This window comes from Kitasatospora sp. NPDC058492 (assembly GCF_042720685.1).
In the GTDB taxonomy this organism is placed as follows: domain Bacteria; phylum Actinomycetota; class Actinomycetes; order Streptomycetales; family Streptomycetaceae; genus Kitasatospora.
In genome coordinates, this window is sequence record NZ_JBHXMU010000002.1 from 22,608 (window position 1) to 45,715 (window position 23,108).

The 23,108-nt window shown below is 74.8% G+C and carries 22 protein-coding genes; 17 read left to right on the top strand and 5 right to left on the bottom strand.

Features of this window, described 5'->3' with window-relative positions; all coding sequences use genetic code 11:
- Nucleotides 1-9: 9 nt before the first annotated feature.
- The 5 genes from ACFWPI_RS01685 (at nucleotide 10) to ACFWPI_RS01705 (ending at nucleotide 4,395) form a co-directional block, all read left to right on the top strand.
- Nucleotides 10-936: an LLM class F420-dependent oxidoreductase gene (locus ACFWPI_RS01685; RefSeq protein WP_063350471.1), complete on the top strand. Its 927-nt coding sequence runs from the start codon at nucleotides 10-12 to the stop codon at nucleotides 934-936.
- Nucleotides 937-1,013: 77 nt separating this feature from the next.
- On the top strand, nucleotides 1,014-1,724 hold the full coding sequence (locus tag ACFWPI_RS01690; protein ID WP_063350472.1) for an AAA family ATPase: 711 nt from the start codon (nucleotides 1,014-1,016) through the stop codon (nucleotides 1,722-1,724).
- Nucleotides 1,725-1,801: 77 nt separating this feature from the next.
- Nucleotides 1,802-2,818 (top strand): zinc metalloprotease, encoded by a 1,017-nt coding sequence (locus tag ACFWPI_RS01695; RefSeq protein ID WP_380375315.1) that lies wholly within the window; start codon nucleotides 1,802-1,804, stop codon nucleotides 2,816-2,818.
- A gap of 221 nt (nucleotides 2,819-3,039) precedes the next feature.
- Nucleotides 3,040-3,495 (top strand): universal stress protein, encoded by a 456-nt coding sequence (locus tag ACFWPI_RS01700; RefSeq protein WP_380375316.1) that lies wholly within the window; start codon nucleotides 3,040-3,042, stop codon nucleotides 3,493-3,495.
- A 42-nt stretch (nucleotides 3,496-3,537) separates the two neighbouring features.
- Nucleotides 3,538-4,395: a DNA-formamidopyrimidine glycosylase family protein gene (locus ACFWPI_RS01705; RefSeq protein ID WP_380375318.1), complete on the top strand. Its 858-nt coding sequence runs from the start codon at nucleotides 3,538-3,540 to the stop codon at nucleotides 4,393-4,395.
- On the opposite strand, the gene ACFWPI_RS01710 is transcribed toward ACFWPI_RS01705, so the two are convergent.
- Both ACFWPI_RS01710 and ACFWPI_RS01715 read right to left on the bottom strand, forming a co-directional pair.
- Complete coding sequence (locus ACFWPI_RS01710) at nucleotides 4,343-4,978, bottom strand: uridine kinase (RefSeq protein WP_380375319.1); 636 nt, start codon at nucleotides 4,976-4,978, stop codon at nucleotides 4,343-4,345. The genes ACFWPI_RS01705 and ACFWPI_RS01710 overlap by 53 nt on opposite strands.
- Nucleotides 4,979-5,020: 42 nt before the next feature.
- Nucleotides 5,021-6,319: a PQQ-binding-like beta-propeller repeat protein gene (locus ACFWPI_RS01715; RefSeq protein ID WP_380375321.1), complete on the bottom strand. Its 1,299-nt coding sequence runs from the start codon at nucleotides 6,317-6,319 to the stop codon at nucleotides 5,021-5,023.
- A 150-nt stretch (nucleotides 6,320-6,469) separates the two neighbouring features.
- Between ACFWPI_RS01715 and ACFWPI_RS01720 the strand changes: the two genes are divergently transcribed.
- A complete protein-coding gene (locus ACFWPI_RS01720) occupies nucleotides 6,470-7,036 on the top strand; it encodes a Uma2 family endonuclease (RefSeq protein ID WP_363374503.1) in 567 nt (188 codons plus the stop codon).
- A 12-nt stretch (nucleotides 7,037-7,048) separates the two neighbouring features.
- Here the strand turns inward: ACFWPI_RS01720 and ACFWPI_RS01725 are convergent, their stop codons facing one another.
- Nucleotides 7,049-7,378, bottom strand: a complete 330-nt coding sequence (locus ACFWPI_RS01725; RefSeq protein ID WP_380375323.1) for a DUF4326 domain-containing protein — start codon at nucleotides 7,376-7,378, stop codon at nucleotides 7,049-7,051.
- A gap of 93 nt (nucleotides 7,379-7,471) precedes the next feature.
- Here ACFWPI_RS01725 and ACFWPI_RS01730 point away from each other — a divergent pair, with 93 nt between their 5' ends.
- From ACFWPI_RS01730 to ACFWPI_RS01775, 10 genes are all read left to right on the top strand, one after another.
- The gene (locus ACFWPI_RS01730) at nucleotides 7,472-10,045 is read left to right on the top strand and encodes a SpoIIE family protein phosphatase (RefSeq protein WP_380375325.1); all 2,574 of its coding nucleotides are present in this window, start codon (nucleotides 7,472-7,474) and stop codon (nucleotides 10,043-10,045) included.
- Between the two features lie 84 nt (nucleotides 10,046-10,129).
- A complete protein-coding gene (locus tag ACFWPI_RS01735; protein WP_380375356.1) occupies nucleotides 10,130-11,779 on the top strand; it encodes a sensor histidine kinase in 1,650 nt (549 codons plus the stop codon).
- A 149-nt stretch (nucleotides 11,780-11,928) separates the two neighbouring features.
- Nucleotides 11,929-12,597 (top strand): response regulator, encoded by a 669-nt coding sequence (locus tag ACFWPI_RS01740; RefSeq protein ID WP_380375327.1) that lies wholly within the window; start codon nucleotides 11,929-11,931, stop codon nucleotides 12,595-12,597.
- 552 nt (nucleotides 12,598-13,149) lie between these two features.
- A complete protein-coding gene (locus tag ACFWPI_RS01745; RefSeq protein WP_380375328.1) occupies nucleotides 13,150-13,920 on the top strand; it encodes a transglycosylase family protein in 771 nt (256 codons plus the stop codon).
- Nucleotides 13,921-14,214: 294 nt separating this feature from the next.
- The gene (locus ACFWPI_RS01750; protein ID WP_380375330.1) at nucleotides 14,215-14,970 is read left to right on the top strand and encodes an SDR family NAD(P)-dependent oxidoreductase; all 756 of its coding nucleotides are present in this window, start codon (nucleotides 14,215-14,217) and stop codon (nucleotides 14,968-14,970) included.
- Nucleotides 14,971-15,166: 196 nt separating this feature from the next.
- The gene (locus ACFWPI_RS01755; protein WP_380375331.1) at nucleotides 15,167-15,769 is read left to right on the top strand and encodes a TIGR03086 family metal-binding protein; all 603 of its coding nucleotides are present in this window, start codon (nucleotides 15,167-15,169) and stop codon (nucleotides 15,767-15,769) included.
- A gap of 179 nt (nucleotides 15,770-15,948) precedes the next feature.
- The gene (locus ACFWPI_RS01760) at nucleotides 15,949-17,331 is read left to right on the top strand and encodes a DUF2079 domain-containing protein (RefSeq protein ID WP_380375333.1); all 1,383 of its coding nucleotides are present in this window, start codon (nucleotides 15,949-15,951) and stop codon (nucleotides 17,329-17,331) included.
- A 96-nt stretch (nucleotides 17,332-17,427) separates the two neighbouring features.
- Complete coding sequence (locus ACFWPI_RS01765; protein WP_063350485.1) at nucleotides 17,428-17,835, top strand: GntR family transcriptional regulator; 408 nt, start codon at nucleotides 17,428-17,430, stop codon at nucleotides 17,833-17,835.
- Between the two features lie 31 nt (nucleotides 17,836-17,866).
- Nucleotides 17,867-18,805 (top strand): ABC transporter ATP-binding protein, encoded by a 939-nt coding sequence (locus ACFWPI_RS01770; protein ID WP_380375334.1) that lies wholly within the window; start codon nucleotides 17,867-17,869, stop codon nucleotides 18,803-18,805.
- A complete protein-coding gene (locus ACFWPI_RS01775; protein WP_380375336.1) occupies nucleotides 18,802-19,848 on the top strand; it encodes a hypothetical protein in 1,047 nt (348 codons plus the stop codon). The genes ACFWPI_RS01770 and ACFWPI_RS01775 overlap by 4 nt, the downstream gene beginning before the upstream one ends.
- Before the next feature lie 28 nt (nucleotides 19,849-19,876).
- Here the strand turns inward: ACFWPI_RS01775 and ACFWPI_RS01780 are convergent, their stop codons facing one another.
- Both ACFWPI_RS01780 and ACFWPI_RS01785 read right to left on the bottom strand, forming a co-directional pair.
- On the bottom strand, nucleotides 19,877-21,025 hold the full coding sequence (locus ACFWPI_RS01780; protein WP_380375337.1) for an alpha/beta hydrolase: 1,149 nt from the start codon (nucleotides 21,023-21,025) through the stop codon (nucleotides 19,877-19,879).
- A 91-nt stretch (nucleotides 21,026-21,116) separates the two neighbouring features.
- Nucleotides 21,117-22,403 (bottom strand): helix-turn-helix domain-containing protein, encoded by a 1,287-nt coding sequence (locus tag ACFWPI_RS01785; protein WP_380375339.1) that lies wholly within the window; start codon nucleotides 22,401-22,403, stop codon nucleotides 21,117-21,119.
- A gap of 264 nt (nucleotides 22,404-22,667) precedes the next feature.
- Between ACFWPI_RS01785 and ACFWPI_RS01790 the strand changes: the two genes are divergently transcribed.
- On the top strand, nucleotides 22,668-23,060 hold the full coding sequence (locus ACFWPI_RS01790; protein ID WP_380375341.1) for a hypothetical protein: 393 nt from the start codon (nucleotides 22,668-22,670) through the stop codon (nucleotides 23,058-23,060).
- The last annotated feature ends 48 nt before the right edge of the window (nucleotides 23,061-23,108 follow it).

A 23,108-nucleotide genomic window follows, 5' to 3' on the forward strand; every position in this document is an offset into this window, starting at 1 on the left:
ATGGTCCGCATGGATCTCCGCATCTTCACCGAACCGCAGCAGGGCGCGAGCTACGACACCCTCCTGACGGTCGCCCGGGCCGCCGAGGACCTGGGCGTCTTCAGTGCCTTCTTCCGCTCCGACCACTACCTGAAGATGGGCGACGTCGACGGCCTGCCCGGGCCGACCGACGCCTGGATCACCCTGGCCGGCCTCGCCCGCGACACCCGCACCATCCGCCTCGGCACCCTGATGACGGCCGCGACCTTCCGCCTGCCCGGCGTCACCGCGATCCAGGTCGCCCAGGTGGACGCGATGAGCGGCGGCCGGGTCGAGTTCGGCCTCGGCGCCGGCTGGTACGAGGCCGAGCACGCCGCCTACGGCATCCCCTTCCCGAAGGAGAAGTTCGGGCGGCTGGAGGAGCAGCTGGCGATCATCACCGGCCTGTGGAACACCAAGCTCGGCGACACCTTCGACTTCGCCGGTGAGTACTACACGCTGACCGGCTCGCCGGCCCTGCCCAAGCCGGCCCAGGACCGGATCCCGGTGCTGGTCGGCGGCCTCGGCCCGAAGCGGACCCCGGCGCTGGCCGCCCGCTTCGCCGACGAGTTCAACCTGCCGTTCGCCTCGGTGGAGGACAGCGCCGCCCAGTTCGGCCGGGTCAAGGCCGCCGTCGAGCAGGCCGGGCGCTCGGTCGGCGACCTGGTGTACTCCAACGCCCTGGTGGCCTGCGTCGGCCGCGACGACGCCGAGGTGGCCCGCCGGGCGGCCGTGATCGGCCGGGACGTGGACGAGCTGAAGGCCAACGGCCTGGCCGGCACCCCGGACGAGGTCGCGGAGAGGATCGGCCGGTACGCGGCCGTCGGCAGCGAGCGGGTCTACCTGCAGATCCTGGACCTGGACGACCTCGACCACCTGGAGCTCATCGCCTCCCGGGTCGCCCCCCAGCTCGGCTGACCCGCCCGCACGGCACGCCCTGATCCGGCACCGGCCGGCCGGGCCCGGCGATCACCGCTCTTTACTCGCTCTTGGGAATGCGTAATGCTCCAAGGGAGGGAACGGCGCGGGGAGGACCGGTGACCAGGACGAGAACGGCGGAGGCGGCGGCACCCCGGGTGCCGTCGCCTCCTGGACAGGGCCCCGCCGGCGCCCCGCAGGCCTTACGGGTGCAGCCCGGCCTGCACGACCTGCGGACCGGCCCCGCTCCGGTGGCGCTGCACTACCCCGCCGGCGACCTGCTGGTCGTCTCCGGGCTGCCCGGCAGCGGCAAGAGCACCCTGATGCGCCGCTGCGTGCGCGCTCCGCTGGTCGACTCCCAGCTGGTCCGCGAGGAGTACGCGGCCAGGCTGCCCGGCCGCCTCCCGTACGCCCTCTACCGCCCGCTGGCGCGGATCGCGCACTACCGGCGGCTGCGGCGCGCGGTGCTGGCCGGCGGGCCGCTCGCCGTCCACGACTGCGGATCGCTGTCCTGGGTGCGGCTCTGGCTGACCCGCACCGCCGCCCGGCAGGGCCGCCGGGTGCACCTGCTGCTGCTGGACGCCGAACCGGCCGAGGCGCGGGAGGGTCAGCAGAGCCGGGGGCAGAGCGTCTCCCGCTACGCCTTCCTCCGGCACCGGGCCGCCGTCGACAGGCTGCGGCGCCGGCTCACCGGGGCCGGACGGGCGCCGGAGGGCTGTGCGTCGGCCGTGGTACTCGACCGGGCCGCCGCGCGCGCCCTGCGGGAGATCGTCTTCGCCGCGTCGTAGTCTCGGCGGGTCCGCGCCGAGCCGGGCGGGCCCGGGGCGCGGCCGACAATCCGCCAACTCCCTTGTCAGGAGCGCAGATGCGCCGTACTGCCCGGGTGCGCTCGCGTACCCCCCGTCTGTTCCCCTGGGCCGCCGTGCTGGTCGCGGCCGCCGGTCTCAGCCAGCTCGCCGCCCCGGCCCCGCACTCCGCCGCCGTGACCGCCGCGGCCGCCGTGACCGCGGCCTGTGCGGGGTCCGACGCCGACGCCGACGCCGCCGCCGTCGATGCCGTCGCCGTCGATGCCGCCGCCCGCAAGCCGGCCGGCAGTCAGGCCGGGCAGGACCCGAACGCCGTCACCGCCGCCGAGGCCCGGGCGATGCAGGCGGACCTCGACGACCGGCTCGCCCAGCTCTCCTCCGCCCACGCCCGGGTCGGCGCCCCGACGACGGTGCCGGTCTTCGTCCACGTGATCCACGCCGGTGACGCCGGCCGGCTCGACGGGGGCGTCGTCGCCGCCCAGATCGACCACCTCAACGCGACCTACGGCGGCCAGGGCGACGGCAACACCCCCAGCCCGTTCCACTTCGAGCTGGCCGGCACCGACTACACCGACAACGCCTCCTGGTACGACGGCATGACCCCCGGCTCCGGGACCGAGACGGGGATGAAGAACGCGCTGCGCAAGGGCGACGCGGGCACCCTCAACCTCTACACCGCCAAGCTCGGCCAGTCCCTGCTCGGTTGGTCGACCTTCCCGGGCGCCTACCGCTCGAACCCCGCCGACGACGGGGTGGTCGTCCTCGACGCCTCCCTGCCGGGCGGCGCCGCCGCCCACTACAACGAGGGCAGCAGCGCCACCCACGAGATCGGCCACTGGCTCGGCCTCTTCCACACCTTCCAGGGCGGCTGCCTGCCCCCGGGCGACTACGTGGACGACACCCCGCCCGAGCGCACCCCCGCCTACGGCTGCCCCGAGGGCCGCCACACCTGCACCGGGCCCGGCCTGGACCCGATCCACAACTTCATGGACTACAGCTACGACTCCTGCATGAGCCAGTTCACCCCCGGCCAGGTCCAGCGGATGGCCGACTCCTGGGCCGCTTACCGGAGTTGAGCCGTCGGGGCTGGTCCGACACCCGGGCATCCTCGCAGAACCGCGGGAGCACAGAACCGTAGAACCACAGAACCGCAGAACCACAGATCGGCCAGGCCATGTGTCATCGATCTGAAGGCAAAACGCCGATCACGGCGTGGCAAATACCGACCACACGCCCGATTTGATCTATGTTCGGGGTGTCGGGACCGAGCAGGAACTGAGCGCCAAGGAGTAACGCCATGAGTGCCAACCCCCGGATCGTCGTCGGCGTGGACGGCTCGCCCGCCTCGGAGCAGGCGCTGCGCTGGGCGGTCGACTACGCACGGGCCGTCGGCGGGACCATCACCGCGATCGCCGCCTGGGAGTACCCGGCGTTCTACGGCTGGGCCGCGCCGAGCGTGCCGTCCGCCGAGGTCTTCAACCCCGAGGAACTGGCCGGCAAGACCCTCTCCGACACCGTCGTCAGGGTCGTCGGCGACGACCCGGGCGTGCGGATCAGCGAGAGCGTGATGCCCGGCAACGCCGCCCAGGCCCTGCTGGAGGCCGCCAGGGGCGCCGCGCTGCTCGTCGTCGGCAGCCGCGGCCTCGGCGGCTTCTCCGGCGTGCTGCTCGGTTCGGTCAGCCGCCACCTCACCGAGCACGCGCCCTGCCCGGTCGTCGTCGTCCGAGAGGGCCAGGTGGCCGAGGGCGAGTAGCGCGCCGCCCCGCCGGGCCGCCGTGCGGTGGAGGATGGAGACATGCCAGAAGGTGACTCCGTCTACCGCGCGGCGGCCCGGCTGCACGAGGCCCTCGCCGGGCAGGTGCTGACCAGCGCCGACCTGCGGGTGCCCGCGCACGCCACCGCCGTACTCGCCGGCCGCCGGGTGCTGGAGGTCGCCCCGCGCGGCAAGCACCTGCTCACCCGCCTCGAAGGCGGCCTCACCCTGCACACCCATTTGCGGATGGACGGCCGCTGGGAGGTCTACCGGCCCGGCGAGCGCTGGTCCGGCGGCCCCGCCTGGCAGATCCGCGCCGTCCTCGGCACCGAGCGGGGCACCGCCGTCGGCTACCGGCTGCCCGTCGTCGACCTGCTGCGCACCGCCGACGAGCAACGCGCCGTCGGCCACCTCGGCCCCGACCTGCTCGGCCCCGACTGGGACCCGGTGGAGGCCGTCCGCCGACTGCTCGCCCACCCCGGCCGCCCGCTCGCCGAGGCGCTGCTCGACCAGCGCAACCTCGCCGGCATCGGCAACGTCTACGCCGCCGAACTCTGTTACCTGGCCGGCGTCACCCCGTGGACCGAGGTGAGCCAACTCCCGCGCCCCGACCGGCTGGTGGAGCGGGCCCGGGGGCTCCTCGACGCCAACCGGCTGCGCCCCGGCCACGTCACCACCGGCGACACCCGGCGCGGCCACCAGCACTGGGTCTACGGCCGGGCCGGCCGCCCCTGCCCGCGCTGCGGCACCCTCGTCCGGACCGCCCGCCAGGGCGCGCCCCCGCAGGACCGGGTGGCGTACTGGTGCCCCTACTGCCAGCGCGGCCCGGCCCCGGCCGGTACGGGGGTCAGGTCCGCTCGACCAGGGCCGGGTGGCGAGGGTCGTCCACCCGGACGGTGACGTCGGCGGCCTCGGTCGGGCCGGTCTCCGCCTCGTAGCGGGCGAAGGCGGGCAGCGTCCACTGCTGGTCGGCGGGCGTGCGGCGGGCCAGGGCGGTCGGGGTGAGCGCGAGGTGGACGGCCAGCTCGAGCGGCAGCCAGCGGCCGAGCAGCAGCGCGCCGTCCAGCAACAGCACGCCGCCGGGCGGCAGTTCGGCGTACGGGGCGCGGGTCGAGCGGTCCGTCGCCGGGTCGCGCAGCGAGGGCAGGACGCGGCCGCTGGCGCCGGGCTCCAGCGGGTCCAGCACCTCGCGCAGCAGGGCGCCGTCGTCCAGCCAGAGGTCGTGGAAGGCGTCCGCGTCCTGGTGGCCGTACTCCAGCCGGATCGAGGCCGGGCGCAGGAAGCCCGCCGCCGACACCCGCAGCGCGGGGCGGCCGCGCAGCCGCAGCGGCTCCACCAGGGCGTCGGCGAGCAGGTCGGGGCGGGCGGCGGGCGCGCCGTCCACCGCGACCCGCAGCCACCGGCCGCCGGGGTCGGACAGCGCGGCGATGCGGTCGGCGAGCATTTCGGCCAGCCGGTCGGGGGAGATCGGGTGTACCTGCATCGGGCCATCCTGTCGTGCCGTCGTGGCTGTGGTGCCGGGCGGTCAGGTGAGCGGGAGGGCGTGCAGGACGTCGTCGTGGCCGGCGTAGAGGTGGTTCGCGTCGACGGCGAGTGACCAGACGTCCTTGCCGGGGCCCGAGTCGAGGAACGTCCAGCGCGGTGTGCCGCTCGCGGTGTCGATCGCGCACACCCCGGCGGTCGCCGGTCCGGGGACGAACAGCGTGCCGCCGGCCACCAGCGGATGGCTGCGGCGGTCCAGCAGGAACGGCAGCCGGTAGGACCACTGCAGTGCGCCGGTGACCGCGTCGTGCCCGGTGACCAGGCCGTTGTCGCGGGCCAGGTAGACCCGCGGGCCGTCGGAGACCGCGGGCATCGCCCGCCACGACTCGCCCCGGCCGGGGGAGACCGTCCAGGCCGGCTCGCCGCCGGGGCGCAGCGCGCGGACGCCGCCGGCCCCGTCGGGGACGTAGACGTGCACCGGGCCGCCGACGCACCAACCCAGGTCCCCGGCGCCGGGGGCCGTCCACAGCTCCCGGCCGTCGGCGGTGTCCCGGACCACCAGCTCGCTGCCGTTGCCCAGGTTGCGCAGGCACGGGAGGCGGCCGCCGGGCGCGGTGACCGGGGTGAACGGCTGCTCGTTGCGGTCGGTGGGGAGGTGCCACAGCATCGAGCGGTCCGCGACCCGGACGGCGAAGAGCCGGCCGTTCGGCGTCGAGCTCTCCCGCGACCAGTCCCAGACGTAGCCGTACAGGGTGCCGTCGTCGAAGCCGGACAGCTGGACGGAGCCTTGCAGGTCGTCGGGCAGCGGCAGGCTCCAGTCGGCGGCGGGGTCGCCGAGGTGGCGGGCGTCCAGGTGGCCCGGGGAGGTGGTGAAGAGCCGGTCCGGCCCGAGCACCACCTTGCCCAGCACCTCCAGGTCGCTCGGCCAGGTCCCGCGCGGCGGGTCGAAGGTGAGCAGCCGCGCCGCCTCGCCGGTGGCCGGGTCCAGGACCTGGAGCCCGGCCCGGGACAGGAACACCGGCCGGGTCGGCGGGCCGGTCAGCCGCTCCGGGGTCATCGCCTCCGGCCCCCGGTACGTCCACAGCGGGGTCGGCCCGGACAACGCGGTCGGCTGCGGCCTCGGCGGCGGAGCCGGCTGGTCCGCACCCGAACGGCTGAACGCCCACACCGCCGCGCCCGCCGCCAGCGCCCCGGCCCCCGCCAGCAGCCCGCGCCGGCTCAGCCGCGGCCCGTCCCCGCCCCCGCCGACCACGTCCGCGGGCTCCCGCGCGGCGCCGTCCGCCTCCCCGTCCCACTGCCACGACGTCTCGCGCACGGGCCCCTCGGACGACGGCGACTGCATACCGGCTCCCACCTCCCCCGCGGCGCCCCACGCGCCACCACTCGCCCGGAGGATATCGAACAGCCCCCGAACCACCCGAAACCCCGACCCGGGGCGTACTAGGCTGAGGCACAGCACAGGCCCGCCCAGCAGCCCCGGGGGAGGTACGGCGTGACGGCCGAGATGATCGCACCCGAGTGGATGCACCGGCAGATCAGCAGCGAGCAGTACGACTCCTGGACCGTGGAGCAGTGCGCGGGCATCGAGATCGTCGACGGGATGGTGGCCGTGAGCCCGAGCGCCTCCAAACGGCACAACCGGCTCGCACGGTTCCTGGCGAACGCCCTGGACGCGGCCGGCGGCGCCGAGTGGAACGCCGACACGGACTTCGACGTCAGGCTCCAGGACGTGCCGCTGAACAACCGCCGCCCGGACGTGGTGGTCTACCGGGCGGACACGATCGACGAGTCGCCCACCAGACCCGCGGACGTGCTGCTGCTCGTCGAGGTCGTCTCACCGGGTTCGGAGACCACCGACCGGGTGGTCAAGCTGGACCAGTACGCCAAGGCGGGCATCCCGTTCTACTGGCGGGTCGAGCAGGTCGCCGACGGCGTCCCGATCGTCCACACCTACGTGCTGGACGCGGCGAGCCGTTCGTACCGGGCGGGCGAGTTGTTCACCGGCCGGGTCAAGGCCGTGGTGCCGTACGCGGTGGAGGCCGACCTCTCCGGGCTGTGAGGCGCCCGCCCGTCAGTGCTGCGGGGGGTGGTCGGCGAGGTCGGCGAGGACGTCGGCGTGGCAGGGGAGCGGGGCGCACCAGCAGCCGAGACGGTGGCCGCGCAGGGGCGGGACGAGGGCGAGCAGGTCGGGGCGGGCGAGGAGGTAGGCGCGGTAGTCGGCGACCATCTGCTCGCGGGTGAGGCCGGGGCCGGGGCGGTAGGGGCAGTGCAGCGGGGACTCGGACAGGTGCCAGCCGCCGCGGTTCATGGCGCGGCCGACGTAGACGACGTCGGCGCAGGAGGGGTCGTCGCGGTGGCCCTTGAGGTTGACCACGGTGGTGCGGCCGGAGGTGGTCGGCATGCCGTCCATGCTGGCGCAACCGGGGCCGACGGGCATCCGGGGCCCCGGGGGGCTCGCCTTGACACGCCCCGGGGCCCGGCGTAGCAAAAGAGCATGCGCCATCCGCACGCGGGCGGCCGTGACCGGGCGGCGCCGCCCGGCCCGCACCGGCCGCAGGAGCTTGACGCCGCCCCGGCGGCGGCCGAGCGGGACGACCTGCTGGCGGGCGCCGTCCGCCGGGCGCTCGGCGGCACCGGGGCGTACGGGGCGATGGTGTACCTGCGCTCGCGGGACGGCCGCTCGCTGGTGCTCTGCACGATCGCGGGCGTACCGCTGTCGATCATGAGCCCGTTCCGGCGGATCGCCGCCGCCGGCCCGCTGCCCGTCGCCGTCAGCTTCCGCACCGGGCGGACCATCACCCTCGCCGACACCGAGGACACCATGCGGCGCTTCCCGCAGCTCGCGGTCGGCATGCCGTACGACTTCGCCTCCGCCTGCGTGCCGGTGGCGGGCGGCGGGGAGCGGTTCGGGGTGCTCAGCGTGTTCTGGCCGGCCTCCGACGACGGCGTCCCGGAGGACGCCCAGCCGCGGTTGGCGGAGGTGGCCGGGCGGCTGGCCGCCGGGCTGGCGGGCCTGGCGGCGGCCGGGCACCCCGTGGAGCCGGGCGGCGACGCGGCTGTGGTCGAGCTGCCGCCGCCGTCCGCGCCGACCTGCCGGGTCGGGATGTTCGACTGGAACGTCGCCACCGGGGCGCTGGCCGCCGACGAGCAGTTCCTCGCGATCTTCGGCCTCGCACCCGACGAGTTCGACGGCACGGCGGCCGCCCTCGGCAGCCGGATCGCCCCCGGCGACCTGCCCGAGTTCCGGGCCGCCGCCCGGACCGCCCTGGCCCTGGGCGAGGTGCTGGCGGCCAGGGTCCGGGTGCTCGGGCCGGACGGCCACCCGTACCCGGTGGAGCTCTGGGCGCGGGTGCCCTCGGCGATCTCGGCGGACGGCCGCACCCATCTGGTCGGCGCCGTGCTGGACGCCCGCACCCTCACCGCGGCCGCGGCCGCCGTCGAGCGACTGCGCGAGGGCGTCTTCTCACTCGACCCGGACGGCCGGGTCGGCTACGCCAACCGCGCCACCGAGCCACTGCTCCAGGCTCGCCGCGAGGACCTGGTCGGCCACCACCTGTGGGACGTGCTGCCCTGGCTCGCCGACCCCTTCTTCGAGAACCGCTACCGGGCCGCCCTGCTCTCCCAGCAGCCCACCGCCTTCCTGGCCGCCCGCCCGCCGGACGGCTGGCTCGCCTTCTCGCTCTACCCCGACACGCACGGCGTCACCGGCCGGGTGGTGGCCGCCGAAGCCCCGCCGGGCGCGGCCGAACCGCGGGCCGCGCCCCCGCCGCCCGCGGCCCGCGGCGCCACCCGGACCGACGCCCCCGCCGGCATCGGCGGCACCTACCACCTGCTCCAGCTCGCCAGCGCGCTCACCGAGGCCGTCAGCGTGCGCGAGGTCTGCCGGGCCGTGGCCGAGGAGATCCTGCCGGCCTTCGGCGGCCAGGAGCTCGCCATCTACGGGGTGCGCGACAAGCACCTGCACCTGATCTCGCAGACCGGCTACCCGGACGGCTTCCTGGACGGCTTCGAGGGCACCCCCGTCGCCGCCCGCATCCCCGGCGCGGAGACGCTCAGCACCGGCACCCCGATCTTCTTCGAATCGGTCCGCGAACTCGCCGCCGCCTACCCCGGCATCGCGCTCGACGAGATGGGCGCCTGGGCCTTCCTGCCGCTGATCGCCTCCGGCCACCCCGTCGGCAGCTGCATCCTCGGCTTCGACCGGCCGCGCCCGTTCACCGCCGAGGACCGCGGCCTGCTCACCGCCCTCGGCGGCTTCATCGCCCAGGCCCTGGAACGGGCCCGGCTGTACGACGCCGAGTTCACCCTGGCCCGCGGCCTCCAGCAGGCGCTGCTGCCGCACCGCCTCCCGGACGTGCCCGGCATCCGGATCGCCGCCCGCTACCTGCCCGGTACCCAGGGCATGGAGATCGGCGGCGACTGGTACGACGCGATCGTCACCGGCGGGGACGTCACCCTGGTGATCGGCGACGTCGAGGGCCACAGCGTCGGCGCGGCCGCCACCATGGGCCAGCTGCGCAGCGCCGTCCGCGCCTTCGCCACCGGTGGCGACCCGCCCGACCAGGTGCTCGCCCGCACCAACCGGCTCCTCCTCGACCTCGACCCCGGACTGCTCGCCAGCTGCTGCCTCGTCCGCCTCACCCCCGCCGACGGCCGCGCCCGGATCGCCCGGGCCGGGCACCTGCCGCCGGTGCTGCGCTTCCCGGACGGGTGGGCCGAGGCGCTGTACGTGCCGGGCGGGCCGCTGCTGGGCGTGGAGGACCTGGCCGAGTACCCGGTCAGCGAGCTGCGCCTGGCGCCCGGCACGGTGGTCGCGCTGTACACGGACGGGCTGGTGGAGGATCCGGCGGTGGCGATCGACCAGGGGGTGGACCTGTTGCGGGCCGCGCTCGGGCGCGGCGAGGAGCAGGGGCCGGACGGCCTGGAGCTGCTGGCGGAACGGATCCTGCGCGAGGTCGGCTCCTCGCACCGGGTGGACGACGTGGCGCTGCTGCTCACGGCCTTCGACGAGGACGTGCCCACGGACCTGTCCACGGGAGTGCCCACGGAGGTGCCCCGAACGCCGTGAGCGGCGACTTTCGTCGGGGGCGGGGGCGACGAACGGTGGCGGCGGACGGGTGGCGCGGCCCGATAGCCTCGACGGGTGGATGCGATGGCGCGGGCCTGGAAGAAGGCGGTACGGACGGCGTTTCCCGGGCCCTGGCCGCCCCGGCGGGTGGTGGGCCAGGGTGCGCTGGCCCTGCTGATGGGCGGGGTCGCGGTCCTGCTGGAGGTGGCCTCCGGTGTCGGCCACCCGGTCCTGGTGGGGCTGGGGGTCGCGCTGCTGTGGGTGCTGCGGCCGGCCTTCCCGGCGACCGTGCTGGTGCTCACCTCGGCCGCGGCCGGCTGGGCCGTCGGCCCGATGCCGCTGCTGGTCTGCGCGGGCTGGTCGGCCGGGGCGAGGCTGCGCCGGGTCACCGCGCTGGTCGGCACCTTCGTGCTGAGCTGGGTGCTGTTCATGGTGACCGGGGTGCTGAAGGACGCCGGCTCGGCCTCGCCCAAGCTGATCGTCGGGCTCTCGCTCGGCGGCTTCCTGCTGGTCGCCGTGCTGCCCGCGCTGTGGGGCCGCTACCGGGCGCAGCGCCGTGCCCTGCTGGACGCGCTGCGCGAGCGCAACGACCAGCTGGTGCGCGAGCGGGTCATGGTGGTGCACCAGGCCCGGCTGCGCGAGCGGCACCGGATCGCCCAGGACATGCACGACAGCCTGGGCCACCAGCTCGCGCTGATCTCCGTGCACTCCGGCGCGCTGGAGGTGGACCGTACGCTCAACGACCGGCAGCGCGAGGCGGTCGGGGTGCTGCGGCAGGCGGCGGTCGCGGCGATGCGCGAGCTGCGCGAGGTGGTCGGCGTCCTGCACGACGAGTCGACGGTGGTGCGGCCGGCGACGGCCGCGGCACCGGCCCGGGGCGGGGTGGACGGGATCGAGGGGCTGGTCGACTCCTCTCGGGCGGCCGGGGCGCTGGTCTCCTTCTCCCGGGAGGGCGAGCCGCGCCCGCTGGCCGCCGCGGTGGACCACGCGGCGTACCGGATGGTGCAGGAGGCGCTCACCAACGCGCACAAGCACGCCCCCGGCGCGCCGATCACCGTCGCGCTCCGGTACGAGCCGGACGCGCTGGTGGTGGAGGTGGTCAATCCGTGCACGCCGGAGCCGGTGGGCGTGCGCGCCGGCGCGGGCCCGGCGGTCAGCGGCGGCCAGGGGCTGACCGGCCTGCGCGAGCGGGCCCGGCTGGTCGGCGGCATGGTGCACGCCGGGCCGACGCCGGATCAGGGGTTCCGGCTGGCCGGCGTGCTGCCGTACGAGGGGGCGGAGGGCGCGGGCGACGGGGCCGCGGCGATCGCCGGGGTCGACGACTGGGTGCTGGACGGCCTGCCGCCGGTCGTCGGGGCGGAGGACGGGCGACGCAGTCCGGCGATCGGCTGCGCGGTCGGGGTGGGGGCGGTCGGCCTGACCGTGCTGGGGCTGCTGATCTGGGGCGTGGTGGCCTTCGTCCAGGGCACCGGCGACGCGACGGTGCCGAAGTCGGTGTACGACGGGCTGGAGGTCGGCACGCCGGAGGCCGACGTGCTGCACCGGCTGCCGCCGGGCAACACCTTCTTCACCGACGACTACCAGGGCAGCGGGCCCAAGCCCCCGGAGGGCGCGCACTGCCGCTGGTACCTGTCCGGTGACCTCAGCGACGCCTGGGGCCAGGACAACGTGATGCGGTTCTGCTTCAAGGACGGGCTGCTGGTGGAGAAGGAGCACTACCTCACGAAGTCCTGACCGCCGTGACCGCTCTGACCGCTCTGACCGCTCTGACCGCTCTGACTGCCCTGACCGTCCTGACCGTCCTGACCGGGTGGGACGCGGCGTTCGGCCGGATGTGAGGATGGTGTTCCTGCCGCAGCACCGTTCGAGGGGAATGACCAGCCGTGATCCGAGTCCTCGTCGCCGACGACGAGCCGCTCATCCGCGCCGGGATCAGGATGATCCTGGGCTCTGCCGCCGACATCGAGGTGGTCGCCGAGGCCGCCGACGGGCGGGAGGCGCTGGAGCTGGCCCGGGCGCACCGGGTGGACGTGGTGCTGCTGGACATCCAGATGCCGGTGATGGACGGGCTGACGGCGCTCGGGGAGCTGCCGAGGGTCGCGCCCGGCGCGCGGGCGCTGATCCTCACCACCTTCGGGGAGCGCGAGAACGTCCTGCGCGCCGTGACCGAGGGCGGCGCCGGATTCCTGCTCAAGGACACGGCGCCGCACGAGCTGATCCAGGCGGTGCGCGCGGCGGCCGGCGGCTACGCCTTCCTGTCCCCGGCCGCCACCCGGCACATCGTCGACTCGCTGGCCTCCGGGCGCAGCGGTTCGGTGGCCGCCCGCGGCGCGGAGGCCCGGCGCCGGCTGGAGGTGCTGACGCCGCGCGAGCTGGAGGTGCTGGCGCTGCTCGGCGAGGGGCTGTCCAACGCGGACGCGGGGGCGCGGATCCACATGAGCGAGGCGACGGTGAAGACGTACGTCAGCCGGATCCTGGCCAAGTTGGGCTGTGAGAACCGGGTGCAGGCGGCGCTGTTGGCGCGGGACGCGGAGCTCGGCGCCCGGGACTGAGCGCGTCCGACCGGTCGCGGAGCGTGTCGGGTGTGGCGGATGCCACCTGATGGCCCGGCGGAACGGGGAACTCCGGCTTCGCTGGTGACGGTGCGTCAATTCGTGGTCGCGGTGGGTGGATGGTGTGCTCGGGCTCACAGGTGGACAGAGGTGAAGGGGGGCGTGAAAGTTGATCAGTTGATCTTGAAAATGCGGTCAAACCCGGTCGAACTGGGCACGGCACCTTGATCAATACCGCCGGTAACAGTCAACTGACCTGCGGAGACCAAGAATTGCTTGCTGCACCCGGAGGTGGCCCGTAGCTTCATTGGCGGTGCAACGAGCACCACCCGGGTTCACCCCGACGCACGGCCCGCCGACCTGACCCCCGGCGCGAGGGCCGTGCCCGCCGACGCGACCAGCTCGAACAGGTCGTCGGCGAGTGGAGGTGGCCGGGGCGGCACGGCGCGTCCCAGACGTGTCCGGCCGCCCGTCGAGCGAGGTGAGCGTGACTATCGGCCCGTCATGGGTCTGGTTCCGCCTGCCCGCCCGGGGCTTGCCGAGAGGACTTATATGACTCCCCGTCACGAGACCGCCGCTGCCACCGACACCACCGCCACCAAGCGCAACCGCGTGCGGATGGCGGTCGTCGCGGGCGCCGCTGTCGCGGCCCTGCCGGTGGCCGGCCTCGTCACGGCCACCTCGGCCTCCGCCGCGCCCACCTCCAGCTGGGACTCCGTCGCCCAGTGCGAGAGCGGCGGCAACTGGAGCATCAGCAACGGCAACGGCTTCTCCGGCGGACTGCAGTTCACCCCCAGCACCTGGAGGGCGTACGGCGGCACCGCCTACGCCCCCCAGGCCCACCAGGCGAGCAAGGCGCAGCAGATCACGGTCGCCGAGAAGGTCCTCGCCTCGCAGGGGCCCGGCGCGTGGCCGGTCTGCTCGGCCAAGGCGGGCCTGAGCAAGGGCGGCGCCCCGGCCGCCGTCGACACCACCGACACCGCACCCTCGAAGCCGGCCGCCAAGCCGGCGCCCAAGGCCCAGGCACCCAAGGCTCAGACGCCCAAGACCCAGGCGCCGCAGGCCCAGCAGGCGCCGAAGAGCAAGCCGGCGCCGAAGCAGCAGGAGACGTCGAAGCCGCAGCAGTCGGCCAAGCCGGCGCAGTCGGCGCCGTCCTCGGAGAAGAACACCTCCGGTGGCGGCTACACCGTCAGGAGCGGTGACACGCTGAGCGGGATCGCGGCCAAGTTCGGCACCGACACCGGCAACCTGTACGACAAGAACGCCCGCACCATCGGCGGCGACCCGGATCTCATCTTCCCGGGCCAGACCCTGACCGTCTGACACCTCCTCGCACCCGCGCCGAGCGGCCGCCCCACCCCGGGCCCGGCCGCTCGGTCCGGCGCGTTTCCGAGGCCGGGCGCGTTTCCGGGATCGGGTGCGAGGGAGGGAGCGTGCGAGCGGGCGTGAGGGCGTGCACGCAGGCGCTTCGGGAGATAGTTGAAGGTTGAACGCGACGTCTGAATACCGCCGGAGCTTTCCGGCGCCGAGGCCCAGGATCGAGTCATGTCCGAGATCGGAACCGGGGGTTCTGATCGGAACGAGTCGGATCACATCCGAATGAGGAGTTCTGGAGATATGACGATGAACGGTGCGGCGAAGCTCGACGGCAAGGTGGCCCTGGTGACCGGCGGCAGCCGGGGGATCGGGGCGGCGGTCGCGCTGCGGCTGGCCGAGGACGGTGCCGACGTCGCCCTGACCTACCAGGGCGGGGCCGAGCGGGCCGAGGAGGTCGCGGCGAAGATCACCGCGATGGGGCGCCGCGGCTGGGCGGTCCGCGCGGACAGCGCCGACCCGCAGGCGGTGCAGGCCGTGGTCGCGGCGGTCGCGGAGCGGTTCGGGCGGCTGGACGTCCTGGTGAACAACGCGGGCGTCGGTGTCCTCGGCCCGATCGGTGACCTGGCGCTCGACGACGTGGACCGGGTCCTGGAGGTGAACGTCCGGGCGCCGTTCCTGTTCGCCCAGGCCGCCTCCGCGCACCTGGCCGACGGCGGGCGGATCGTCACCATCGGCAGCTGCATCGCCAAGCGGGTCGCCTTCCCCGGCGCCACCATCTACTCGCTCAGCAAGGCGGCGATGATCGGCCTGACCAAGGCGCTGGCCAGGGAGCTCGGCCCGCGCGGGATCACCGCCAACGTGGTCCACCCCGGCCCGATCGACACCGACATGAACCCGGCGGACGGTGAGGCCGCCGAGTTCCAGAGCGGCCTGACCGCACTCGGCCGCTTCGGCGCGGGCACGGACATCGCCGCCGCCGTCGCCTACCTGGCGGGCGAGGACGGCCGGTACGTCACGGGCGCGGAACTCGCGGTGGACGGCGGGTTCGCGGCCTGACGGTTCGGGTCTGACGGTTCGGAGCCTGACGGCTCGCGGCACGTCGTCGTACGGAGACCGGCCCGGTGGTGCGACCACCGGGCCGGTGTCGTGGCGGGCGGTCGTCGACGGACGCGTTTACGATCGCCCGGTCCGAGCGGTGCTCCCGACCGCACCCGGCCACGCCGGCGACGCGCTCCCGACCGAGAGGTGTGCCATGACCGCAGCGGAAGACCCGATCGACCTGCTCGCCCGGGCCCTCGCGCAGACCGCCGGGCTGATCGACGGCGTCGGCGTCGAGCTGGCCGGGCACCCGACGGCCTGCCGCTCCTGGGACGTCGGCGACCTGGTCAGCCATCTGCTGTTCGACCTGCGGCAGTTCACCGTCCGGGCCGGGGGCGGGCAGCCGGACTGGTCGCAGCCCTTCGAGCGGGTGGAGGAGGACTGGCTGCACGCCTTCGAGGCCGGCGCCGAGGAGCTGGTCGACGCCTGGCGGGCGGCGGGCGACCTCACCGGCACGTTGGAGGTCCCCGGCGTCGGCGCCCTGCCGGCCCGTTTCCCGGTGGACCAGCAGATCGCCGAATTTGCCGTCCACGACTGGGACTTGGCTCATGCCACCGACCAGTCCACCGAGGGGCTGGACCATGAGGTGGCCCTCGCCGCCCTGGCCTGGGCCCGCGGCGCCCTCACGCCCGGGTACCGCGGTGCCGAGGAGGAGCAGCACGCCTTCGGCCCCGAGGTCGCCGTGCCGGAGGACGCCCCGCCGTACGACCGGCTCGCCGGCTTCTTCGGCCGCGACCCGGAGGCCGCGCGGCCCTGAGTTCCCCTGAGCCGGCGGGCTCCGCAGGCTCCACGGGCTCCACTGGCTCCACCTCACCCGCCCAGCGGACCGCATCCGGGCAGGTCAGAGGCCCGGTCGGCGCGGCCGGACCGGGGTTGACGACGGTGCGCCCTTCCACCACCCTTCCACTAATCGAATAGTGAAAGGGTACTTTGCCGATGCGCCTGTTCCGCCCGCCGCGTCGACCCGCCGCCCTGGCCTGGGGCCTGGCCGCGGGGTTCGCCGCGCTCTACACCTGCGTCGCCGTCAACCGCTACCGGCGCGGCCTGAGCAAGGCCTACGACCTGGGCATCTTCGAGCAGGCCATCCGCGCGTACGCGCACGGGCAGGCGCCGATCGTGCCGCTCAAGGGGCCCGGTTACCACCTGCTCGGGGACCACTTCCACCCGCTGATCGCCGTGCTCGCCCCGGTCTACCGGCTGTTCCCGGGGGCCGTCACCCTGCTGGTCGCCCAGGCGCTGCTGATGGCGCTGGCGGTCGTGCCGCTCACCCGGTGGGCGTACGAGGCGGGCGGGCCGCGGGTCGCGCTGGTGATCGGATGCGTGACCGGGGCGTCCTGGGGGATCGTCCGGGCCGTCAGCGACGACTTCCACGAAATCGCCTTCGCCGTACCGTTGTTGGCCTTCGCGGCCACCGCGCTCGGTCGGCGCCGCCACCTGGCCGCGGCGCTCTGGTCGCTGCCGCTGCTGCTGGTCAAGGAGGACCTCGGCCTGACCGTGGCCGCCTTCGGCCTGCTGATCGCCTGGCAGGCCCGCCGGGGCCGGCGCGGCCCGCTGCCGGGGCTCGTGCTCGCGGGCGTCGGGGTCGCGGCCACCGTGCTCACCGTGACGGTGGTGCTGCCCTCGTTCAACCCGCACGGCGGGTTCGACTACTGGCAGCAGTTGGACGGCGGCGGGCAGCCCTCGCCCTGGTCGCTGGCGGCCCGGATCGGCTGGCCCCCGATCAAGTGGCTGCTGCTCTTCCTGCTCGCCGCGACCGCGGGCTTCCTCGGGCTGCGCTCGCCGCTGGTCCTGCTCTGCGTGCCCACCCTGGGCTGGCGGCTGCTCTCGGCCAACCCGCACTACTGGGGCGTCAGTTACCACTACAGCGCGGTGCTGATGCCGCTGGTGCTCGCCGCCCTGGTGGACGCCCTCACCCGCACCGACCCGCGCCGGGCGCGGCGCGCGCTCGCCGTCAGCGCCCTGGTGGCGGCCGTGACGGTGCCGGTCTATCCGCTGCACGAGGTGGTGATGCCCGAGGCGTGGCGCACCCCGCCCCGGCTCGCGTACACCCGGGCGCTGCTCGGCTCGATACCCGACGGCGCGACCGTCGCCGCCTCCAACCGCCTCGCCGCGCAGCTGACCGGCCGGGCCACCGTCACCCTGGTCTGCCAGGCGCCGACCGGGCCGGGGCCCGAGTGGGTGGTCGTGGACCGGACGGACCCGAGCGTGCAGGCCCCGTGCGCGACCGCCGACACCGCCCGGATGCTGGTCGAGTACGAGCGGCGCGGCTACCGGCGGGTCGCCGACCAGGACTCCCTCCTGTTGCTGCAGCGGCCCTGATCGTCCGTATCGCCCGGCACCCCCCGGCCTGGCTTGACCCGGGCGCCGCAGTGGGTCACTATTCCACTATTGGACTAGTGAAAGGTCGAATCGCGTGTGATCGAGTACCGCATCGAGCGGCGCAGCGGCGTCTCCACCTACCAGCAGATCGTTCAGCAGACCAAGCAGGCCCTGCGGCTCGGGCTGCTCCAGCCCGGGGACAAGCTGCCGACCGCGCGGGAGGTCGTCGAGCTGACCGCGATCAACCCCAACACCGTGCTGAAGGCCTACCGCGAACTGGAACGCGAGGGCCTGGTCGAGCCCCGGCCGGGGCTCGGCACCTTCGTCCGGCGCTCGCTCGCCCGGCCGGAGGCCGCCGCCGACGGGCCGCTGCGCGCGGACCTGGTCGGCTGGGTGGACCGGGCCCGCGAGGTCGGACTGGAGCGTGAGGACATCGCCGCGCTGATGGCCTCCGTCCTGGAGCAGCGATTCGACACCGGGGTCTCCCCGGAAACACCGAGTTAGAGGACAGTGGGGGGACCGGGTGAACGACCCGATGAACACACCGCCGACATCGGCGGCGCCGGGGGCCCCGGCGGCGCTCGCGGCCGACGGCCTGGGCAAGCGCTACCGGGGCGATTGGGCGCTGCGCGACTGCACGTTCGCCGTCCCGGCCGGGCGGATCTGCGGGGTGGCCGGCCCCAACGGTGCGGGCAAGAGCACCCTGCTGGGCATCGCCGCCCGGCTGCTCACCCCCACCGAGGGTGAGCTGCGGGTGTTCGGTGAGCCCGCCACCACCGAGGACCTGCGCGCCCGGGTCGCGTACGTGGCCCAGGACAAGCCGCTCTACCCCGGCTTCACGGTGGCCGAGACCCTGCGGCTCGGCCGGGAACTGAACCCGTCCTGGGACCAGGACCTCGCCCAACAGGTGATCGACCAGGGCGAGTTGAGGACGAGGGCGAAGATCGGCTCGCTCTCCGGCGGCCAGCGCACCCGGGTCGCCCTGGCGCTCGCCCTCGGCAAGCGCCCCGACCTGCTGCTGCTCGACGAGCCGATGTCCGACCTCGACCCGCTCGCCCGGCACCAGCTGATGGGCACCCTGATGGTCGAGGCCGCCGAGCGCGGCACCACCATCGTGGTCTCCTCGCACATCATCCCCGAGCTGGACGGCGTCATCGACTACCTGCTGCTGGTGCAGTCCGGGCGGATCCGGCTCTGCGGCGACGTGGAGGACCTGCTGGACGGACACCAACTGCTCACCGGCCCGGCCGGCAGCGCGCTCCCCGAGGACGCCCTGGTCGAACAGCGCTCCACCGGCCGCCGGATCGACGCGCTGGTCCGCACCGGCGATCCGGTGGACGGCCCGTGGGAGAGCGGCCGGCCGAGCCTGGAGGAGCTGCTGCTCGGCTACCTCCGGACCCCGGTCGGCACCGCCCGGGCCGCCACCGGACCGGGCCCGCAGGCCCAGACGACCGAGAACGGGATCGCCGCATGAGCACCAACGTCCTGGCCGACCGCGCCACCACCGCGGCGCCACCGCGCGAGCCGCGGACCGCGCCCCGCCCGGGCGGCCTGCTCTGGCTGAGCTGGCGCCAGAGCCGCACCGCGCTGTGGGCGATCGCCGCCCTGGTCGTCACCGCGTCGGCCACCCTGCTCTGGCTGCACTTCTCCGTCCAGCCGCTGATGGCGGATCTGCGCCGGGCCGGGTGCTCCGACGGGGCCAGCTGGTCCGACGCCGGCTGCCAGGGCATGGTCTCGCCCATCACCCGCCGCGCCTACCTGTACACCACGTGGCTCCAGCCGGCCCTGGTCGCCGTCCCCCTGCTGATCGGCATGTTCCTCGGCGCCCCGATGCTCGCCCAGGAGTACGAGCGCGGAACCGTCCGCCTCGCCTGGACCCAGTCCGTCAGCCCGCTGCGCTGGCTCACCGCGCGGATCGCCCTGCCCGGGGTGGCGGTGCTGGCCGCCGGTGGGGTGCTCGCCGTCCTGGCGACGTGGGTGTGGAACGCGGACATCGCGCACAGCCCGTTCACCTTCGATCCGCCGTTCCAGGGCCTCACCTACCCCGTCCTCGGGGTGGTGCCGGTCGCCTGGTCGCTGTTCGCGCTGGCGCTGGGCCTGCTGGTCGGGCAACTGCTGCGCCGCACGGTGGCCTCGGTCCTGGTCACCGGCGTGCTGCTGGCGGTCGTCCACGGCCTGCTCCGGTGGGGCCGCGCCTCCTTCTACCCGTCGGTCAAGGAGATGGTCCCGCGCGGCGTCTACTTCGGGCAGCCCACCAACGCGTGGCTGGTCGACCGCGGGGTCGTGCTCCAGGACGGCCGGTGGGCCTCGGACCAGTTCTGCTGGGACGGCGACCGGACGAGGGGCTGCGAAGGCGCCACGAGCAACTGGATCGAGTACCACCCCGTCGGGCACTTCGTGCCGATCCAGCTCGTCGAGACCGGGATCCTGGTGGCGCTCACCGTCGTGGCGCTGGCGGTGCTCTTCCTCCGGGTGCGGCGGGACGGCAACTCGCTGCGGGCGACCCGGCGGGCCTGACGCCCGAGGACGCGGCCCCGGTCGGACGTCAGTCGCGGCTCCAGCGGAGTTCGACCTCCGGGAAGCGCGGTGACGGGCCGTCGAGGAGGGGCGCGGGGCGGCCGCGGAGGAAGTGGTCGGCGAACGCCCGGGTGTAGGCGCGGGTGAGCGCGGTCGCCCGGGCCGGGGCGATGGTGCCGAGCAGCGCGGCGTAGGTGCCGGCGGGGAGGTGGCCCGGCAGATTGCCGGGGAGGGCGGCGTGCGGCAGGTCGGTGAAGCTGAGGTGTCCGGCGCCGAGGGTGCGCAACTGCCGCCCCCAGGCGTGCTGGTGGCTGCGCCAACGCTGCCAGGTCTCGTGGTCGGCGAGCGAGGTGAGCAGGAGGAAGGGCCGGTCCAGACCGAGGTCCGGAACGGGCGAGCCGAACAGGCCGCCGTCCAGGTTGAGGCCGATCCGGAACCGCTCGTCCTGGCGCATCGCCTCGGCGGCCGCCGAGCCGCCCATCGAGTGGCCGAGCACGCCGATCCGGCCCCCGTCGACGCGGAAACGGTCCTGGCGACCGGTCAGTTCGGTCGTGACGAAGCGGAGGTCGGCGACCCGGGCCGCGATCTCGCGGCGCTCGGCGGCCTCCCAGTCGGCCGGCTCGTCCTCCAGCACGGTGCGCACCACCCGGCCGTCCGGGAACTCGACGGCGAGGGCGTCGTAGGTGTGGTCGACCGACGCGACGAGGTAGCCGTGGGCGGCCAACTCCTCGGCCAGCGCCGTGCAGTTGCTGCGCAGGCCGGTGCGGCCGTGGCCGAGCAGCAGCAGGGGGAGCGGGCCGGGGAGCGCGGGCGCGTCGGCGCGGGCGGTGGGGCGGACGGCCGCGATGGTGCCCGGATCCAGCGGCAGGCGCTGATCGACGGCGGCGGCGACCCGGGGCGTGGTGTACGGCGCGCGGGGGCGGCCGGCGGCGGCGCGGGCCGGGTACCAGAGCTGCACCATCAGCTCGCGCGGGCCGGCGGCGGGCACGAACGGGTCCGGGCGGTCGTGGTCGACCAGGTGCAGGGTGGTCGTGCCGACCGGGCGGCCGGTGGTGGGGGCGGGCAGGTCGATGGTGCGCGGCCGGGTGGCCTGAGCTGCCTGGGCGGGCCCGGCGGGCAGCAGGGCTGCGGCGCCGCCCAGGCCCGCGAGTGCCAGCAGTGAACGGCGCCTGATCATCCAGTATCCCTCGGTGGCGGGGTGGTTGAGGTGCGGTCAGCCTAAATGGTCTGGACCGGTCGGGCCAGGGGTGGTGGAGCGGCGTGGACGCTCAGCGCAGGACGGCGAGGACGGCGCCCCACTGCGAGGTGGTCTGTCCGGTGGCGGCGCAGTGGTCCGGATCCGTCGCGATCCGGTGGGCGGTGGTGAGGCGGTAGGAGGAGAGCCGCAGAGCGGGCAGGCTGGTCCAGCTGGTGCCGAATTCGGGGGCGCTGCCGCTGTTGCTGCCGACCGTGCTCACCAGGAGGTCGCCCGGCGCGCAGGCGGCGGCGTTGGCCGCGGTGGAGAAGGTCGTCCCGCCGGCGTCACCGGAGGCGCGGCCGACGGCCCGGACGGCGGAGACACCGCGGAACTCGTCGACGGCGACGTGGTACTTGCTCGCCCGCGGGTGGGCGACGCGGATCGAGTCCTCCGCGGTCAGCGCGGCCGCCCCGAAGGCCGCGAGGAGCAGCACCCGGTGCCGGAGCGAGTCGGTGACGTCCCCGACGATCCGGAAGCGGTCGCCCCGGCTGTCGGTGACCGTGACCGCCCCGGGACAGGTGCTGGTCAGCATCATCGTGACCACCAGGGCGTCACCCGGGGTGACGGGGGAGAGCACCGGAAGGACGACCTCGGTACTGGAGACGGCCTGCTGGTCGAAGGCGACCCGGGAGGCCCAGGACGGTGCGCTGTCGTCGGTGGCCGTGCGCGCCGCCGCCGGCCGCGGGCCCGGCGCGGGGCGGGCGGCCGCCTCGGCGGGTGCGGACTCGGTGTCCCCGGACGGGCAGCCGTGCGCGGACGGGGGTGGGGCGTCCGGCGTGCGGAAGCCGACCACGGCGAGCGTGCTGCCGACGCCGACCGCCGCGCCGAGGAGCAGGCAGAACGCGTGGGTCCAGATCCGGCGGCGGCCGCGGCCAGGTCCGGCCGGGGGCTCGGCGGCGGAGGCGGCCGTGCTGTCGGCCCTGGTGACGGTCGTGGTGTCGGCCGTGCTGTCGGCCGTGGTGTTCGCGGCGACCGGCGGCCCCGAGGGCTCGACCGGTGGGGCAGGCGGGGCAGGCAGGGCCGGTAGGGCTGGTGGGGCCGACCCCTCGTCGGCGGCGGAGGTCCACCGGCGGTGCCACTCGGCCTCGTCGCCGCCGCAGGCCCGGACGTAGGCCCTGGTGGTGGTCCAGGACGGGAGGCGCGAGCCGGAGGCCGCCTCGTAGAGCGTGGTGTGGGAGATGGAGCCGGCGGTCTTCGCCATCGTGCGGAACGAGGGCCGGCCCGCCTCCAGGCGCAACCGGCGCAACTCGGCGGCGAGGGCCTCCACCGCGCTCGGCGCCGGGTCTCTCTCCGCGGGTTGCGACTCCTGCTCCGCCATGGCGTCCCCCTGTTGTCAGATGTCAGATCCAACGGCGACCGGTGTTGCTTGTCGCGTACGGATCATAGTGACGCGTGACCGCGGCGTTACGTGATCGACGGACTCCGGTTGGGTGGACGGGGTGTTCGGCGCGGTCGTCGGCCGGTGTCAGCTGTTGTCAGTTTCCGTCAGGCGGTACCGAACACCGTGGGATGTCGGGTCAGCTGTCCCAGTCGCCGCGGCCATCGGGGCGGCGCAACGGTCCGACCGAAAAGGGGAATTGAGATGACCAAGGGCATCCTCAAGAAGATCGGCCGCCGTGGTGCGACCGCGGCGGCCGTGGTGGCGGTGGCCGCCGGCGCGGTGGGCGTCTCGGCGGGCAGCGCGTTCGCCGACGGCTGGTACCAGCTCCGCTACCACGCGAGCGGCCACGGCGTGGGCGTCTACTCGCAGCAGTACTCCTGGGCGTCCAAGACCGTCGGCGACCTGGGGTCGTACTCGTGGTCGTCGGACGAGATCTACATCCAGTGCTGGACCAGGGGCGAGGACATCAACAACCAGGGCAACGTCTGGTACCAGGTGGCCGGCACGAACGGCAACTTCATCCCGACGTCCTACGTCTACGGCGCGTACGCCGACGGCAACTGGTACTTCCACAACGGCCTGCGGGAGTGCTGACGACCCGCTGACCCCGTCCACCCCGCCCGTGCCCCGGGCGGGGTGGCG